Source organism: Acidovorax sp. KPB24-07 (assembly GCF_057543315.1).
Genome location: NZ_BAAJYS010000083.1, coordinates 1 through 14,895, shown reverse-complemented (window position 1 = coordinate 14,895; position 14,895 = coordinate 1). Strand labels below are relative to the sequence as shown.

Genomic DNA, 14,895 nt, shown 5'->3' with positions numbered 1-14,895 from the left:
GGAGCGGGCCGACAAGGCGCTCTACCGCGCCAAGCACAACGGCCGCAACCGCTTCGAAGCCGGCTGACCGCCGCAGGCCGGCGGCACGCACGCCGCCGCGCAGTGCGCTGCCACGGCCCCGTGCGCTGGCCGAGTTGGAGGCTTGGGCTTACAAGCGCGCACCCGGCGCCCACCCACAATCGCGCACATGAAAAAAAACAGGCCGCACCCTGCTCACCGTAGCACTCACCTTCGTGGCCACCACCGCCATCGTGCTGTTCGCGCTGAACTTCACCGCCGGCGAGAAGAAAGTGCAGCACCAGATCCCGCGCCTGTACACCACCGCCCACCCGCAGTACGAACGCGCCATGGGCAGCCTGCTGGGCCCGGGCATCACCAGCGGCAACGAGGTGGTGGAGCTGCTCAACGGTGACCAGATCTTTCCGCCCATGCTGGCCGCCATCCGGGCCGCGCAGAAAAGCGTCACCTTCGAAACCTACATCTACTGGTCCGGCGACATCGGCAAGCAGTTCGCCGATGCCCTGAGCGAGCGCGCCCGTGCCGGCGTGAAGGTGCATGTGCTGCTGGACTGGGTGGGCAGCTCCAAGATGGACGAGAGCTACTTCACCGAGATGAAGGCGGCCGGCGTGGAGGTCGAGAAATTCCACAAACCCCACTGGTACAACCTGGCCCGCCTGAACAACCGCACCCACCGCAAGCTGCTCGTCACCGACGGACTGGTGGGCTTCACCGGCGGGGTGGGCATCGCACCCGCATGGACCGGCAACGCGCAGGACCCCGACCACTGGCGCGATTCGCACTACCAGGTCAAGGGCCCGGCGGTCGCGCAGATGCAGGCCACCTTCCTGGACAACTGGCTCAAGGTCACGGGCAAGGTGATGCATGGCGAGGCGTACTTTCCCGCCATCGCCCAGAGCGGCACGCAGAAGGCGCAGATGTTCTCCAGCTCCCCCTCCAGCGGCAGCGAGAGCATGCAGCTCATGTACCACCTGGCCATCACCTCGTCCGAGCGCAGCCTGGACCTGTCGGTGGCGTACTTCGTGCCCGACGACCTGACCCGGCAGCTGATGCTGGACGCCCTGGCGCGCGGCGTGCGCATCCGGCTCATCACGCCCGTCGAGCACACCGACACCGAAACCGTCAAGGCCGCCTCCCGCGCCACCTGGGGCGAACTGCTGCAGGCCGGCGCCGAGATCTACGAGTACGAGCCCACCATGTACCACTGCAAGGTCATGATCGTGGACCAGCTCATGGTGTCGGTGGGCTCCACCAACTTCGACAACCGATCGTTCCGGCTGAACGACGAGGCCAACCTGAACGTGTACGACGCACCATTCGCGCAACGCCAGACGGTCGTGTTCGAAGACGACCTGAAAAGGTCGCGGCGGGTGACCCATCAGGACTGGCTGGATCGGCCGATGAAGGAGAAGCTGGCCGAGCGGATGGCGTCGCTGCTCGGCTCGCAGCTGTAGTCCGCGGTGGCCGGCGGGGCACCTGCCCCAGCCGCTCGCGGCGCGTTGGCCGGCGGCGGGTGCCTTCTCGGGTGGCGAACTCCAGGGCGGTGCAGGCCTTGCATGGCGTGTCCACCGGCTCCCGGCCGGCCCCCGCTTTTGCGCTTACATTCCATGCTCCGAGAGGGCGGGACGCGTGCGTCGGCGCCCTGACTTCTTTGCACCAGGGCGGGAAAATTGAGCTCCACAACCGTATCGGCAGGCACTACGTCGCAGTGCGCGCAGCTTGCGCAGGCCATCGTTCAAAACGTAGAGAAGGTGCTAGAGGGCAAGCGCCCCCAGATCGAGCTGGCCTTGGCCGCGATCATGGCCGGCGGGCATCTTCTGATCGAAGACGTGCCGGGGCTGGGCAAGACGATGCTGGCGCGCGCACTGGCGGTGTCGGTGGGGCTGTCGTTCAAGCGCATCCAGTTCACGGCGGACCTGATGCCGTCCGACATCGTGGGCGGACCGGTCTACAACCCCAAGGATGGCAGCTTCATGCTGCGCCCCGGCCCGGTGTTTGCCAACATCGTGCTGGCCGATGAAATCAACCGTGCCAATCCCCGCGCCCAATCGGCGCTGCTGGAATGCATGGAGGAAGGGCAGATCACCCTGGACGGGCAGACCCTGCCGCTGCCTGCGCCCTTCGCCGTGCTGGCCACGCAGAACCCCATCGACATGGCGGGCACCTACCCCCTGCCGGAGGCCCAGCTCGACCGGTTTCTGATCCGCCTGTCGCTGGGCTATCCCGACAGCGACACCGAGGCCGGGCTCATCACGAGCCAGCAGTTTTCCCACCCCATCCAACGCCTGCAGCCGGTTTGCGGCGCCGGGCAGTTCGAGCAACTGGTGGCCGGTGCGCGCAACGTGTCGATCACGCCGGAGGTGGCCCAGTTCATCACCGCGATCGTGTCGGGCACCCGCAGGCATCCGGCGATCCGGTTCGGCGCCAGCCCGCGGGGCACGCTTGGCTTGGCGCGCATGGCGCGGGCGCTCAGTTGCATCCGGGGGCGTTCCTATGTGGACCCGGCCGTCGTGCGCGAAGCGGCAGTGCCTGTGCTGGCCCACCGCATCATCGTGCAGACACAGGGCGCGCAGCCCAAGCCGGCGGCCGACCTGATCCAGGACATCCTGCTGTCGCAGCGCACGCCGGTGTAGGGCCCAGGGCATGGAGCGCTGGCTTTCCAGGTCGCGGGTGTTGCTCGCGCTGTGCGGGGTGCTGCTGGTCGCAGCGCTCAATCGCCGCGACCCCATGGTCTACGGCATGTTCCTTTTTCTCGCGACCGTGACCGTGCTGGGGTTCGTGGTGCCTTGGCTTTCATTGCGCACCACCACCGTGCGGCTGCAGACCGCTGCCGGCACCGAGGTGATCGAAGGCACCGCATGCGATCTGAACATCGTGGTGGAGCGGCGTGCCCGTTGGCCCGCCTTTTTGGTCGAGATCGAAACCGAGTGGGAGTGGGCTTCGCAACGCGTGGTGCTGCGCCAGACCTTGCCGATCGTCCGAGCGCGGAAAAGCGCGCCTGCATCAGGAACGGCGCTGGCTGGCGTGGTGCGCTTTCCGTGCCGCGGACATTACCGGCTGGTGGCGGTGCGCCTGTCCAGCGGCTTTCCTCTGGGATTGGTCCACGCACGCCACAGCATGCAGTGCCCGGACATCGCCCTGCATGTGCTGCCGCGTGCGCAACCGGTGCACTGGCCGCTGTCATGGAGCGTGGCGGCCGACCCGCGTGGCGAGTTGACCTTGTGGCAAAGGGGGGCGTCGTTCGAATTGGGCGCAATGCGCACATACCAGCACGGAGATGCCGTGGGCCGCGTGAACTGGCGCGCGTCGGCCCGCGCTGGCGAACTGGTGATCCAGCACTTTCAGCAAACCGGTGCCATCCGCTTGCGCGTGGTGGTGCATTCCCCTTCGCTGCCGGCCTTGGGGAATGCGGACAGCGCGGGCGAGCAGGCCATTCGTCTGGCGGTTGGCGTGTGCGACGCGGCTGCGGCCCACGGTGCGCAGTTGTTCCTTTATGGAAGTGCCGACCCGTCGCCGATGCAGGATGCTGCGTTGGCACGCCGTGCGCTGGCCGCAGCCTTGCCTGCCGGCGAAGACGGTTTGCGCTGGGCCAGCGCCCGCGCGGCGAACGACGCCGCTGCCGGGGAGCAGGTGGCGTTGGTGATCCCCTGCGATCTGCCGGTCATGGCGTTGCAGTCGGCGCTGGCCGAATGGAGCGGCCTGGATTGCGCCGTGGTGGTCTGCATCGCCCTCGGACGCGCCGGCACGACCGCGCGAACCACCGCGGCCGCGCAACTGCGTCGGACCGCCGCCAGCGCAGGGTGTGCCACTTTCATGGAGTCGCAACGTGACGCCCGGTGACACCCCATGGGCCCTGCCCATCGCCGCCCGCAGGCCTTCCGCACCGGCACCTTCGCCCGCGCTTCAGAGCCGTGGCGTGATCGTGTTCGCGGGATTGAGCTATCTTTTCATCGCGTTTGCGTTTTCGTACCTGGACCGAAGATTCAGGGGATTCGGCTTCGAAAGCCTGCTGTGGCTGGTGTGGGCCTTGCTTGGCTTCGGTGCGGGCGCGATCCATCTGAAGCGGCCCGAAGGCGCAGGCAGAACCCAGTGGCGTGTGCTGGGCTTGCTCGGGTTCGTCCTTGCGCTGTTTCCTGGCGTGGCGCTGTACGCCTTTCCCCGATGGGTGTGCGTGGCCCTGCTCATCGTCATGGGAGCCCGCGCTGCCACGATGCGAACCCGGCGCGATTTCTACCTCACCCTCACGGTCGTCTTCGCCGTGAGCTTCATGGTGGCGACGCACTACAACGCCGACTGGAGCCTCTGGTTCTATCTGGGGCCGGCCTGGCTGTTCGGGGCCCTCGCGCTCGCATGGCTGCACGCGGAGGGCGTGGCCATTTCGCGCGCCACCAAACTGTCGATGGCGATCGGCTTCGTGGGGCTGTCGTTCCTGCTGGCGTCGATGCTCTTTCTTTTTGCGCCCCGGCCACCCGTACTGGGCTTCGGCTTTTTGCCGCCCGGCGCCGACGTGCCCAGCCTGTTCGATAAACCGGCGGGCGACGCGGGAGGGGCGGCTGGCCAAAGCAGCCGGCCGGATGGCGGCGGTGCGGGGCCGGCACAGGGCGGTTCCCAGGGGGGCGTCACGCCACAGCCAGGAGGTTTGGCACAGCAGTGGGGCCGCATGTTGGACCACATGCGCGAGGCGGCGCGCGACCGTTCCGTGCCGCAGTGGCAGCGCAGTGTCATCCAGGGGGCGGTCGGTGTCGCCCAGGGGTGGTTGGATCGACTGGCCAGCACCCATGGCACGACACGACCGGCGGGCGGTGCGGGGACCGGGGCGGGCGAGGGCGCAGGCACGCTGGAATCCCCAGCGACCACTGGCGCGGCCCGACGGCTCAGTCTCCTCGACCTGTTGCTCTGCGTGGCGCTTTTTCTGGCCGCCGCGCTGCTGTTCCGCTACCGTTATCGGATTGGGCTTGCGGCCGCACTGAGCGTGTCCTGGCTCCTGGCCCGGCCGTTTCCCGCGCAATCGATGTGGCTGTCTGCCCGGGCCATGACCTGGTGCCTGCGGGTTCGTCGCCATCCACCCCTGCCGGGCCAATCGGTGCGCGAGCATTGGTCGTCCCTCGAGGGTGCGGCGCCTATGGCCCGTCAATGGCTGGGCCATGCCTTGGAGAGCTATTGCGCCACGCGCTTCGGTGGCGTTCCGGCCACCCGCCAGCGCGCGCTGCACATGCGGCAGGCGGTGCAGGGCACCTGCGACCTTCTGAAGGGTGCGATGCCCGAGCTGGGACGTTGATGCCGGTCGCTCAACCGGGGTGGGCGTTGATCGGGTCGGAACCGGCCGGGGGGCGTGCCATCCCCGTCAAAAATACGAGGAAGCAACCGAATGACTGAAAAGACCGTGCCCCAGTGGCTCAAGGGAGTGGTGCTGATTTTTCTGCTGCTGCTGGCGCTGATGGTGTTCACCAACCGCGACCGAATGGACGTGTACGGCCGCTATTTCCGCGAGACCTCGCCGTCCGTGACGCTGCGCCTGGCCGAGCTGTCGTCCACCATGGACGAAGCCGCGCTCAAGCAGCACTTCGCTGGCGTGCCTTTGCGCTGTGTGGGCCAAGCCCCGGGCGCGGACAGCCTGGGCGATCGCGTTTGCTACGCGACCGTCAGCCAGGCGGACGGCCACGGCGCCCTGACCCTGGCCAATTTCTTCCGGGAGGGCCACTTGGTGCGAACCATGGTGCACGTGCCCTGGTGGGTGCATGGCACCTGGATCGACCGTTTCAATGCGGCCTATGGCACGCCCCGCCAGGCAGGCAAGGTCTCCGCCTGGGGCGGCCCGGTGCTGCGCTGGAACATGCCCAACGGCTATGTGGACTTCAACCGGGACCGCAGCTTCAATCCGCTGGAATGGAACGTCATCCTGTGGACGGGGCGCTGAGGCGCGTGCGAACGGGTGCATGCCCCGTGAGGGCCGCCCTGTTTTATCGCGCTGGCGGCGTCGACTGGATGAACGCCTCCACATCGTCCACCACCGGCGCGACCCAGCGCAGCGGCCACGCGAATGCGCCGACGAGCGTGGTGTGGCTGGCGCGGGGATAAGACTTCAGCGTGACCGGCACGCCAGCGGCCTGCAGCTTCTGCGCCATCTGCTGGGTGCTGCGCTCCGGGCTCACGAGCCGGTCGTTAACCGGGGCCGCCAGGAAGGTGCGCGGCGCACCAGGGTGTGCGAACTCGATGGGCTGGGCCTTGGGCGGGTAGTTCGGGTGGAAAAAGACCGGCTGCGCTTGCGGGTTGTCGGTGGGAAAGAAGTCGTACGGCCCCGCCAGGCCGATCCAGCCGGCAAGCTCGTTCGGCGTGTGGCCCGTGGGCTGCAGCCAGCGCGGGTCCAGCGCCAGCATCGCCGCGTTGTAGCCGCCCGCACTGTGGCCCATGGCGAACACCCGTTTCGGGTCGCCACCCCACTGCGCCGCATGGTCCAGGCCATAGGCCACGGCCAGTGCGCTGTCCTGCAGGAATTCGGGGTAGCGCACCTCGGGGTAGAGGCGGTAGTCGGCCACCATCGTCAGAACGCCCCGTGCCGCGAGCGCTTCGCCCAGGAACAGGTAGTCGCCGCGCTCGCCGCTGTTCCAGGAGCCGCCATAGAAGAACACCGCGACCGGCCAGCCGGCCGCTGGCGCCGTCGTTTTCGGCCGGTAGATGTCCAGTTGCTGGCGTGGCAGCGTGCCGTAGGCCACGCCGGCCTGGAGGGTGTGGCTGTCCTTGGCCGTGAGCGCATTGAGCGTGCCGACCGCGGAGCAGCCGGTCAGCCACGCGGCCAAGGCCAGGATGCCGGTGACTTGCCATGCCGCGCGGGCCCATGAACGGTGAGGGTGTTTCAATCGCGCCTCCAAGTGGGTGGTCCGGCGATCGGGCCGGGACACAGGCGACAGGCCGGTGCCGGGCGGATTATGGTTGGCGCGCCAGCGCCTTGGCCGTCAGAGATGACGCCGCCATGGCGCGGGTGTCACTGCCGAAATCGCGATGCTTCCGAACCGGCCTTGCCCGCGGATGTCAGGCCGCGGTCGGGAGCGCTGGTACCCGCTGCGCACGGTAGCTGGCCGTGCCGGACGCCCAGGCCACCAGACGGTCGATGTTGGGGTGCTTGCCGGGGTGGGCGTGTGCATCGGCCGTGTGCTCTGCGTACCACTCCAGGCCCAGGCTGGCCGCTGCGGGCGTGATGGTGCCGCCGTACAAGGTGGACAACGCGTTGTAGACGGCCAGGGAGCCCGCTTGTCCGGGCTTGTTTTCCAGCGTGGCGATGACCTGTCCGTCCGGGCCCAGCAGGTGCAGGGCGGAGAGGTCGGCAACGGATGGGAGTTGTTGAAGGCGCGAGGAAAAGTTCATTCTCGAAATCGGGAGTGCGATGCGTCCCTGGCGCTGGATGGCCAGGGACTTCCATCGTTGGATAACGGGACCGGCCCGCGACGGCGATGGCCGCCGTTGTCCGGGCTGGCTGTTGCGTTGGCTTACTTGCCCCAGGAGTCCTTCAGGCCCACGGCCAGATTGAACACCGGCTTGCCCGCCGCATGGTCCTTACTGTCCGCCACGAAGTACCCGTGCCGCTCGAACTGGAACTGGTCGCCCGGTCGGGCGTTGGCCAGCGAGGGCTCCACGATGGCCGTCACGACCTTCAGGCTGTCCGGGTTCAGCAGCGTGAGGAAGTCTTTTCCGCCGGCATCGGGCTGCGCATCGGTGAAGAGCCGGTCGTACATGCGCACCTCCGCCTTCACGCCATCGGCCACGCCCACCCAGGTGATGGCGGCCTTCACCTTCACGGTGTCGGCACCGGGGGTGCCGCTCTTGGTGTCGGGCACCACGGTGGCCAGCACTTCGGTGATCCGGCCGTCGGCGTCCTTGTTGCAGCCCGTGCATTCGATCACGTAGCCGCCCTTGAGGCGCACCTTGTTGCCGGGGAACAGGCGCTTGTATCCCTTGGGGGGCACTTCCTCGAAGTCTTCGCGCTCGATCCACACCGCCTTGCCGATCGTGAAATGGCGCAGGGGCGATTCGGTGCCCTCGGGCGGGTGGGGCAGGGCGGGCAGGCTGCAGGGCTCCAGGTGGCCGGCACCCATCACCTCGTCCCAGTTGGTCAGCACCAGCTTGACGGGGTTGAGCACCGCCATGCCGCGGTGGGCCTTGGCTTCCAGGTCTTCGCGCAGGCAGCCTTCCAGCGTGCTGTAGTCGATCCAGCTGTAGTCCTTGGTCACGCCGATGCGTTCGCAGAACAGGCGGATCGATTCGGGCGTGTAGCCGCGGCGGCGCAGGCCGACGATGGTGGGCATGCGGGGATCGTCCCAGCCGGTCACGATGCCGTTGTCCACCAGGTGCTTGAGCTTGCGCTTGCTGGTGACCACGTAGGTGAGGTTCAAGCGCGCGAACTCGTACTGGCGCGGCTGCGGCGCGGCGATGAGGCCGCCCTCCACCAAGCGGTCCATGAGCCAGTCGTAGAAGGGGCGCTGGTCTTCGAATTCCAGCGTGCAGATGCTGTGGGTGATGTGCTCCAGCGCGTCCTCGATGGGGTGGGCGAAGGTGTACATCGGGTAGATGCACCACTGGTTGCCGGTGTTGTGGTGCTCGGCGTGCTTGATGCGGTAGATGGCCGGGTCGCGCAGGTTGATGTTGGGCGAGGCCATGTCGATCTTCGCGCGCAGCACGCCTGCGCCGTCGGGCAGCTTGCCCTCGCGCATTTCGCGAAAGCGCGCGAGGTTTTCGGCCACGGTGCGGCTGCGAAAGGGGCTGTCCACGCCGGGCTTGCCGAAGTCGCCACGGTTGGTGCGCATCTCGTCGGGGGTCTGCTCGTCCACGTAGGCCTTGCCGTTTTCGATCAGGTACTCGGCCGCGCGGTACATGAAATCGAAATAGTTGCTGGCGTAGTACAGGTGGTCGGCGCCGTCGCCGCTGGCCTTCCAGTCGAAGCCGAGCCAATGCACGGCATCGATGATGGCGTCCACGTACTCCTGGTCTTCCTTCTCCGGGTTGGTGTCGTCGAAGCGCAGGTGGCACACGCCGCCGTAGTCGGCAGCCAGTCCGAAATTCAGGCAGATGCTCTTGGCATGGCCGACGTGCAGGTAACCGTTGGGTTCGGGGGGGAAGCGCGTGCGGATCTTCGCCGGGTCGGGCTGCCCGCCGGCATGGTGGGCCGCATCGCCGGGCGTGCCGCCCCAGCGCGCCTGGGCATGCGTGCCCTTGGCGAGATCGCTCTCGATGATCTGGCGAAGAAAATTGCTGGGCTTGGCCGCGGCGTTGGAGGAGGGGTCGAGGGGGGCTGGGGAACTCATGGCGGCATTCTAGGCGGCGGTGCTGGGGGCGTTACCGGGTGAAACACAGCGCGCTACGTCCAGAAACAACATTGCAGGCGGTTTGTGCCATCCTTTCGGACATGTGATGCGTTGAGCATCCACGGGCGTTCCGCGATGGCGGGGCTCCCATCCAAAGGAGATTTCCATGACGAACAGCCGCTCTCTCTCAGCCATGGCCGCCACCGCCGGCGTGGCGCTCGCCCTCCTGGCGGGCACCGGTGCCGCCCAGGCACGCGATATTTCCTGGTCTGTGGGCATCGGGGCGCCCGGCGTGGCGGTCGGGGTCGGAGGCGGCGGCTACCCCGTCGTGGTGGCACCGCCAGCCTATTACCCGCCGCCCCGTCCCGTCTATTACGGCCCGCCCCCGGTGGTCTACGCACCCCCCCCTGTCTACTACCCGCCGCCACGGCCGGTGTACTACGCGCCCCCGCCTCCGGTGGTGGTCGCCCCCTACGGGTACTACGGCGGCGGCCGCCACTGGCACGGACGGGACCGGGGCTACTACGGTCGCTGAAACCCATCGCTGTCCCCTGGCTGCCCAGCAGTCCCAACGGCCCGTCGGGGCCGTTTTCTTTGGGAGCGCCACGCATAATTCGCCCTGTTCGCGTTCGCCGACTGGCGGCGACGCCTTGCCTGGAGTGCTGGCCCTGTGAAAACCGTCTTTGTCCTCAACGGACCCAATCTGAACCTGCTCGGCACGCGCGAGCCCTCGGTGTACGGCGTGCACACGCTGGCCGATGTGGAGCGGCTGTGCGCACAGGCGTGCGAGCGCCATGGGTTTGCGCTGCAGTTCCGCCAGAGCAACCACGAGGGCGACCTGGTGGACTGGATCCATGAGGCCGGCCGCCTCCACGGTGCTGGCGAACTGGCCGGCGTGGTGCTGAATGCCGCGGCCTACACCCACACCAGCGTGGCACTGCTGGATGCCGTCAAGGGCACGGGCGTGCCGCTGGTGGAGTTGCACATCAGCAACGTGCATGCCCGCGAAGCCTTCCGCCACCATTCCTATCTGTCCGGCGTGGCGCGCGCGGTGATGTGCGGGTTCGGCGTGCAGGGCTATCCGCTGGCCATCGACGGCCTGGCGGGATGGTGACGGTGCCCACCGCCCCAGTGGCCTACCCCGGATCTGCCGGGGCCGCGGCGCCCGATGGCACCCCGCCCGAAGTGCGGCGCCTGCAGGCGTTGGCCACGCGGCACACCACGCCTTGCGGCGACGGCGATCTGGTGTGGCACTCCTGGGGCCCGGCCGTGCCCGGGCAGCCGCCGCTGGTGCTGCTGCACGGCGGCAGCGGCAGCTGGACCCACTGGGTGCGCAACATCGAAGACCTGGTCGCGGCGGGCTACCAGGTCTGGGTGCCGGATCTGCCCGGTTTCGGGGAGTCCGCTCTGCCCCCGACGGGCGCCGATGCCGACGCGCTGGTCGAGCCGCTGTGCGAGGGCATGCGCGCGCTGTGGGGGCCGCAGCCGTGCGATCTGGTGGGGTTCTCGTTCGGCGGCATGGTGGCGGGCCTGCTGCTGGCCGATCACCCCGAGCTGGCCCGGCAACTGGTCATCGTGGGCGCGCCGGCCATGGGCGTGGTGCCGCACCGCCAGTTCGAACTGAAAGCCTGGCGGCACCTGCCCGCGGACCAGCAGCCGCAGGTGCACCGCCACAACCTGGCCGTGCTGATGCTGCAGGATCCGGCGCTCATCGAAGGCCTGGCGCTTGGTCTGCACGTGGCCAACGTGGTGCGCGACCGCATGCCGCGCCGCCGGCTGGCGCACACCGACATCCTGGCGCGCTCGCTGCCCCGGGTGACCTGCCCGGTGCACGCCATCTATGGCCGCAACGATGCCCTCTACAAGCGCTGGATCGTGGAGCTCGAGGCGGCGTTCCGGGCGGTGGTGCCGGACTTCCGCGGCCTGGACTTCATCCCCGAGGCCGGCCACTGGGTGCAGTTCGAACAGCCCCGGCCCTTCATGGCCGCGTTGCTGGCCGCGCTGGCAGACGGGGCACAGCCGGCTGCCGCATCCCTGGCGGCCGGCCGATGACCGCGCCGCCGGCGGCCTTCGTGCCCCAGGTGGACGAGCGCGAGGTGGAGATCACCGCCATGCGGGCGCAGGGCGCTGGCGGGCAGAACGTCAACAAGGTGTCCAGCGCAGTGCACCTGCGCTTCGATATCGCAGCGTCTTCGTTGCCCGACGGCGTGAAGGAGCGCCTGCTCGCGCTGCGCGACAGCCGGATCACGCAGGAGGGCGTGCTGGTCATCAAGGCCCAGCAGTACCGCAGCTAGGAAGCGAACCGCCTCGACGGACTCCAGCGCCTGCAGGCCCTGGTGGCCAGCGTGGCGCAGCCGCCGCGCACCCGCCGGGCCACCAAGCCGACCTATGGCTCCAAGCAGCGCCGCCTGGAATCCAAGAGCGTGCGCTCGGGCATCAAGGCGCTGCGCGGCCCGGTGCGCGACTGAAAAGGCGGGGGGCGTCCCGGCGAGCGTTCGCTGGCCCGTGGCGGCACAGGCTGCGCCGATCGCCGCGGGGGTTGGAACCGCCGCCACCGACCCCATCTGTCGGCAACCGAGGAATCTTCATGTCCGATCTGGAACGGGCCCGCGCACCCACCGACAGCGGCAGGAATGCCGAACTCCCCGCGCTGTATCTCTCCCATGGCGCCCCGCTGTTCGCGGTGGACGCCGGCGAAACCGGCCCGGCCCTCACCCGCTGGGGCCAGGAGGTCCAGGCGCGCTTTCCGCACCTTCGCGGGGTGGTGGTCATGTCGCCGCACTGGATGCCGCGATCGCCGAAAGTGATGACCGGGCCGCAGCCCGCCACGTGGCACGATTTCGGCGGATTTCCGCCGGCCCTGTACGCCTTGCGCTACCCGGCCGCAGGCGCCCCGGCCCTGGCCGAAACGGTGCTGGCGCGCCTGCGTTCGGCCGGCATCGCGGCCGAAGGCGATGCGGAGCGGCCCTTCGACCATGGCGCCTGGGTGCCGCTGATGCATCTGTTTCCCGACGCTCGGCTGCCCGTGGTGCAGGTGGCCCTGCCGTCCAGCGCCGGGCCTGCCGAGGTCTACGCCATGGGCGCCGCCTTGCAGGGCCTGCGCAGCGAAGGCGTGCTGGTGGTGGGCTCCGGCAGCATGACGCACAACCTGGCCGAGTTCTTTGGCGGCGCCAACGAGCCCTTGCCCTATGTGACCGAATTCAGCCGCTGGATCGAAGACGCCGTGCAGCGGCGCGACTGGCCCGCGCTGCTGGACTACCGGCGGCAGGCCCCGCATGCCGAGCGCGCCCACCCCAGCGAAGACCATTTCCTGCCCTTGTTTTTCGCCCTGGGCGCCGCTGGCCCCGAGGCGCAGGCGCACTACCTGAGCCGGGAGGTCCGCTATGGCGCCCTGGCCATGGACGCCTTCGCCCTGCGGTCCGCGGCATGAACTCCCCGGGCCCCGTTCCACTCCAACCCTGATTCGCAACCCCTCATCCCTGCCTTGAACGCCTTCTCAGGGCACCCATCGATGCTTGATCTGCCGCTTCCCTTCCTGAACCGCCCCGCCGCTGCCCACACCACCTCTCCCTGGCTGCTCGTTCTCATGCACGGCGTGGGCAGCAACGAGGGCGACCTGTTCGGCCTGGCCCCCTACGTTCCCCCGCACTTTCATGTCGTGAGCCTGCGCGCGCCGCATGCCATGGGGCCGGGCTCCCATGCGTGGTTCGAGTTTTCCGTGCTGCCCGATGGCAGCCGTTCCATCCATGAGCCGCAGGAGGCGGCCAGCCGCTCGCTGGTGGCGCTCACGGTGGAGGCCGCCGCGCTGCAACTGGGCGTGCCCCCCGAGCGGGTGGTGGTGGGCGGTTTCAGCCAGGGCGGCATCATGGCCTTGTCCCTGCTGTTCACCCGGCCGGAGTTGCTGCACGCCGCCATGGTGTGGCACAGCCGGCTGCTGCCCCAGGCGATGCCGTTCGCCGCCGCGGCCGAGAGCCTGCGCGGCAAGCCGCTCTGGGTGAGCCATGGCGTGCAGGACAACGTGATTCCCCTGGCCCAGGCCCACGCCATCCGCGACCATGCCCGGGGGCTGTCGCTGGACCTGACCTACCGCGAATACCCCGGAGCGCACGAGATCCGGCAGGCCGAACTGACCGATGCCATGGGATGGCTGGGCGGCCTGCAGCACCCGCAGCCGCAGGCCGCGCGCTGAGCGGCTGACCGATGGGCCCCGCGGGCCCACCGTTCCTTGCGTGGACCCCCGCCGGCTGGTACCGGCCACCGAGCGGTGCACGACACCCCCCATGCCAGCGGTGACCGGACCCGTCACACGGCGTTACGGCCCGGTGGAGTCCATCGCTTCCAATCGATGGGCGGCCGCGGGGCATCTTGTCTTTCTACCGCGGCTTTCCCGAAACCCAAGAAAAGGAGGCATTCATGCCTGAACGTGACACGGTGGAGTTGCGGCCCGCGCAGCAGGCTTCGCGCGCCTGGATTCCGTGGGTGCTGGTCGCTGGCGCGCTGGGCGCCGGCGCGGCCTGGTGGTTCTGGGGGCGCCCGGCGTCCGAGCCGGTGGCATTGCCGCCCGTGGCCAGCCAGTCCGCGTCCCAGGCCGCCGCGCCGCCCGCATCCGCGGCCTCCGGACCCCAGAACCCCATGGACACGGTGCAGCCGCCCGACACCAAACTCCCCACCCTGGCCGAATCGGACCGCCCCCTGACCGATGCGGTCACGGGATGGGTCGGGGCGGACTCGGTCGCGTCGCTGCTGCGCATGGACGGCTTCGTGCAGCGCGCGGTCGCCACGGTGGACAACCTGTCGCGCCAGAGCGCGCCGTCCCGACTGTGGCCCGTGCAGCCCATGCCGCAGCGGTTCCTGGTGGATGGCGAGGGCAGCGAGACGGAGACGATCGCCGCCACCAATGCGGGCCGCTACCGCGCCTTCGTCATGCTGGCCGAAGCCATTCCGCAGGACCAGGCCGTTGCGCTGTACGCCCGGCTGTACCCGCTGTTCCAGCAGGCGTACGAAGAGCTGGGCTTTCCGCGCCGCTACTTCAACGACCGGCTGGTGGCCACGCTGGACAACCTGCTGCAGGCGCCCGAGCCCACCGGCCCGGTGCAGGTGCAGCTCACCAAGGTGGCCGGCGAGGTGCCCTCCACGCGCCCCTGGGTGCGCTACGAATTCGCCGACCCGAAGCTGCAAGCCCTGTCCAGCGGCCAGAAGATCCTCGTGCGCATGGGCGTGGAGAACGAGCGGCGGATGAAAACCGTGCTGGCCGAGCTGCGCCGCCGGGTCGCGACGGGCGAGATGGCGCGCAAGCCCTGAGCGCCACGGGCGCGCCGGCCCTGCTGCGGCCGGCGCGCGCCGCGCCTCGCCGTCTGGTGAACGCGGCCCCTTCCCGCGGTTTCACTTCTGCGGTTTGATTTCTGATCTTTCACTTCAGGGAGCCTCCCACCATGTTCGTTGCCATGAACCGTTTCCGCATCGCCCCCGGCCGTGAGGAGGAGTTCGTCGAGATCTGGCGCCAGCGCGACAGCCATCTGGCGCAGGTGCCGGGCTTCCAGTCCTTCCACCTGCTGCGGGCGACACGACGCCCGAGCACACG

The 14,895-nt window shown here is 68.9% G+C and carries 15 protein-coding genes and 1 pseudogene; 13 read left to right on the top strand and 3 right to left on the bottom strand.

Translation table 11 applies throughout. The features are described 5' to 3' along the window. The first annotated feature begins 209 nt into the window (after window positions 1-209). From AC27IQ_RS11370 to AC27IQ_RS11350, 5 genes are all read left to right on the top strand, one after another. On the top strand, window positions 210-1,472 hold the full coding sequence (locus AC27IQ_RS11370) for a phospholipase D-like domain-containing protein (protein WP_487089524.1): 1,263 nt from the start codon (window positions 210-212) through the stop codon (window positions 1,470-1,472). Between the two features lie 216 nt (window positions 1,473-1,688). Continuing rightward, the gene (locus AC27IQ_RS11365; RefSeq protein WP_317354162.1) at window positions 1,689-2,651 is read left to right on the top strand and encodes an AAA family ATPase; all 963 of its coding nucleotides are present in this window, start codon (window positions 1,689-1,691) and stop codon (window positions 2,649-2,651) included. Window positions 2,652-2,661: 10 nt separating this feature from the next. Then, window positions 2,662-3,858 (top strand): DUF58 domain-containing protein, encoded by a 1,197-nt coding sequence (locus AC27IQ_RS11360; protein WP_487089522.1) that lies wholly within the window; start codon window positions 2,662-2,664, stop codon window positions 3,856-3,858. Next, window positions 3,845-5,296, top strand: coding sequence for a hypothetical protein (locus AC27IQ_RS11355; protein ID WP_487089521.1), 1,452 nt, complete (start codon window positions 3,845-3,847; stop codon window positions 5,294-5,296). Before AC27IQ_RS11360 ends, AC27IQ_RS11355 begins: the two co-directional genes overlap by 14 nt. Window positions 5,297-5,386: 90 nt before the next feature. Then, window positions 5,387-5,935: a hypothetical protein gene (locus tag AC27IQ_RS11350; RefSeq protein ID WP_487089520.1), complete on the top strand. Its 549-nt coding sequence runs from the start codon at window positions 5,387-5,389 to the stop codon at window positions 5,933-5,935. A gap of 43 nt (window positions 5,936-5,978) precedes the next feature. Here AC27IQ_RS11350 and AC27IQ_RS11345 read toward each other — a convergent pair whose 3' ends face one another. The 3 genes from AC27IQ_RS11345 to AC27IQ_RS11335 all read right to left on the bottom strand — a co-directional run bounded on the left by AC27IQ_RS11345 (window position 5,979) and on the right by AC27IQ_RS11335 (window position 9,314). Further along, window positions 5,979-6,875 carry an alpha/beta hydrolase gene (locus tag AC27IQ_RS11345; protein WP_487089519.1) on the bottom strand — a complete coding sequence of 299 codons (897 nt, stop codon included), beginning with the start codon at window positions 6,873-6,875 and terminating at the stop codon, window positions 5,979-5,981. Window positions 6,876-7,047: 172 nt separating this feature from the next. After that, window positions 7,048-7,380 (bottom strand): DUF2322 family protein, encoded by a 333-nt coding sequence (locus AC27IQ_RS11340; RefSeq protein ID WP_487089518.1) that lies wholly within the window; start codon window positions 7,378-7,380, stop codon window positions 7,048-7,050. Between the two features lie 122 nt (window positions 7,381-7,502). Beyond that, window positions 7,503-9,314: a glutamine--tRNA ligase/YqeY domain fusion protein gene (locus AC27IQ_RS11335; protein ID WP_487089517.1), complete on the bottom strand. Its 1,812-nt coding sequence runs from the start codon at window positions 9,312-9,314 to the stop codon at window positions 7,503-7,505. Between the two features lie 166 nt (window positions 9,315-9,480). Between AC27IQ_RS11335 and AC27IQ_RS11330 the strand changes: the two genes are divergently transcribed. From AC27IQ_RS11330 to AC27IQ_RS11295, 8 genes and pseudogenes are all read left to right on the top strand, one after another. Next, window positions 9,481-9,849, top strand: coding sequence for a hypothetical protein (locus AC27IQ_RS11330; RefSeq protein ID WP_284428763.1), 369 nt, complete (start codon window positions 9,481-9,483; stop codon window positions 9,847-9,849). 135 nt (window positions 9,850-9,984) lie between these two features. Further along, entirely contained in the window at window positions 9,985-10,428 is a 444-nt protein-coding gene (gene aroQ / locus AC27IQ_RS11325) for a type II 3-dehydroquinate dehydratase (RefSeq protein WP_272564006.1), read from the top strand. Window positions 10,429-10,430: 2 nt separating this feature from the next. Beyond that, window positions 10,431-11,366 (top strand): alpha/beta fold hydrolase, encoded by a 936-nt coding sequence (locus AC27IQ_RS11320; protein WP_487089516.1) that lies wholly within the window; start codon window positions 10,431-10,433, stop codon window positions 11,364-11,366. Next, window positions 11,363-11,782, top strand: a pseudogene (gene arfB / locus AC27IQ_RS11315) (alternative ribosome rescue aminoacyl-tRNA hydrolase ArfB). Before AC27IQ_RS11320 ends, arfB begins: the two are co-directional and overlap by 4 nt. Window positions 11,783-11,901: 119 nt before the next feature. After that, window positions 11,902-12,744, top strand: coding sequence for a DODA-type extradiol aromatic ring-opening family dioxygenase (locus AC27IQ_RS11310; RefSeq protein ID WP_487089515.1), 843 nt, complete (start codon window positions 11,902-11,904; stop codon window positions 12,742-12,744). Window positions 12,745-12,825: 81 nt separating this feature from the next. Then, a complete protein-coding gene (locus AC27IQ_RS11305) occupies window positions 12,826-13,503 on the top strand; it encodes an alpha/beta hydrolase (protein ID WP_284427850.1) in 678 nt (225 codons plus the stop codon). A 224-nt stretch (window positions 13,504-13,727) separates the two neighbouring features. After that, the gene (locus AC27IQ_RS11300; protein ID WP_487089514.1) at window positions 13,728-14,615 is read left to right on the top strand and encodes a DUF3014 domain-containing protein; all 888 of its coding nucleotides are present in this window, start codon (window positions 13,728-13,730) and stop codon (window positions 14,613-14,615) included. Window positions 14,616-14,746: 131 nt separating this feature from the next. Then, the coding region (locus AC27IQ_RS11295; protein WP_487089523.1) for an antibiotic biosynthesis monooxygenase family protein at window positions 14,747-14,895 on the top strand (149 nt) is incomplete at its 3' end.

Coding starts and splice junctions, on each gene's coding strand:
- AC27IQ_RS11360 (WP_487089522.1), top strand. CDS start 2,662: ATGGAGCGCTGGCTTTCCAGGTCGCGGGTGTTGCTCGCGCTGTGCGGG.
- AC27IQ_RS11350 (WP_487089520.1), top strand. CDS start 5,387: ATGACTGAAAAGACCGTGCCCCAGTGGCTCAAGGGAGTGGTGCTGATT.
- AC27IQ_RS11340 (WP_487089518.1), bottom strand. CDS start 7,380: ATGAACTTTTCCTCGCGCCTTCAACAACTCCCATCCGTTGCCGACCTC.
- AC27IQ_RS11335 (WP_487089517.1), bottom strand. CDS start 9,314: ATGAGTTCCCCAGCCCCCCTCGACCCCTCCTCCAACGCCGCGGCCAAG.
- AC27IQ_RS11330 (WP_284428763.1), top strand. CDS start 9,481: ATGACGAACAGCCGCTCTCTCTCAGCCATGGCCGCCACCGCCGGCGTG.
- AC27IQ_RS11310 (WP_487089515.1), top strand. CDS start 11,902: ATGTCCGATCTGGAACGGGCCCGCGCACCCACCGACAGCGGCAGGAAT.
- AC27IQ_RS11305 (WP_284427850.1), top strand. CDS start 12,826: ATGCTTGATCTGCCGCTTCCCTTCCTGAACCGCCCCGCCGCTGCCCAC.
- AC27IQ_RS11300 (WP_487089514.1), top strand. CDS start 13,728: ATGCCTGAACGTGACACGGTGGAGTTGCGGCCCGCGCAGCAGGCTTCG.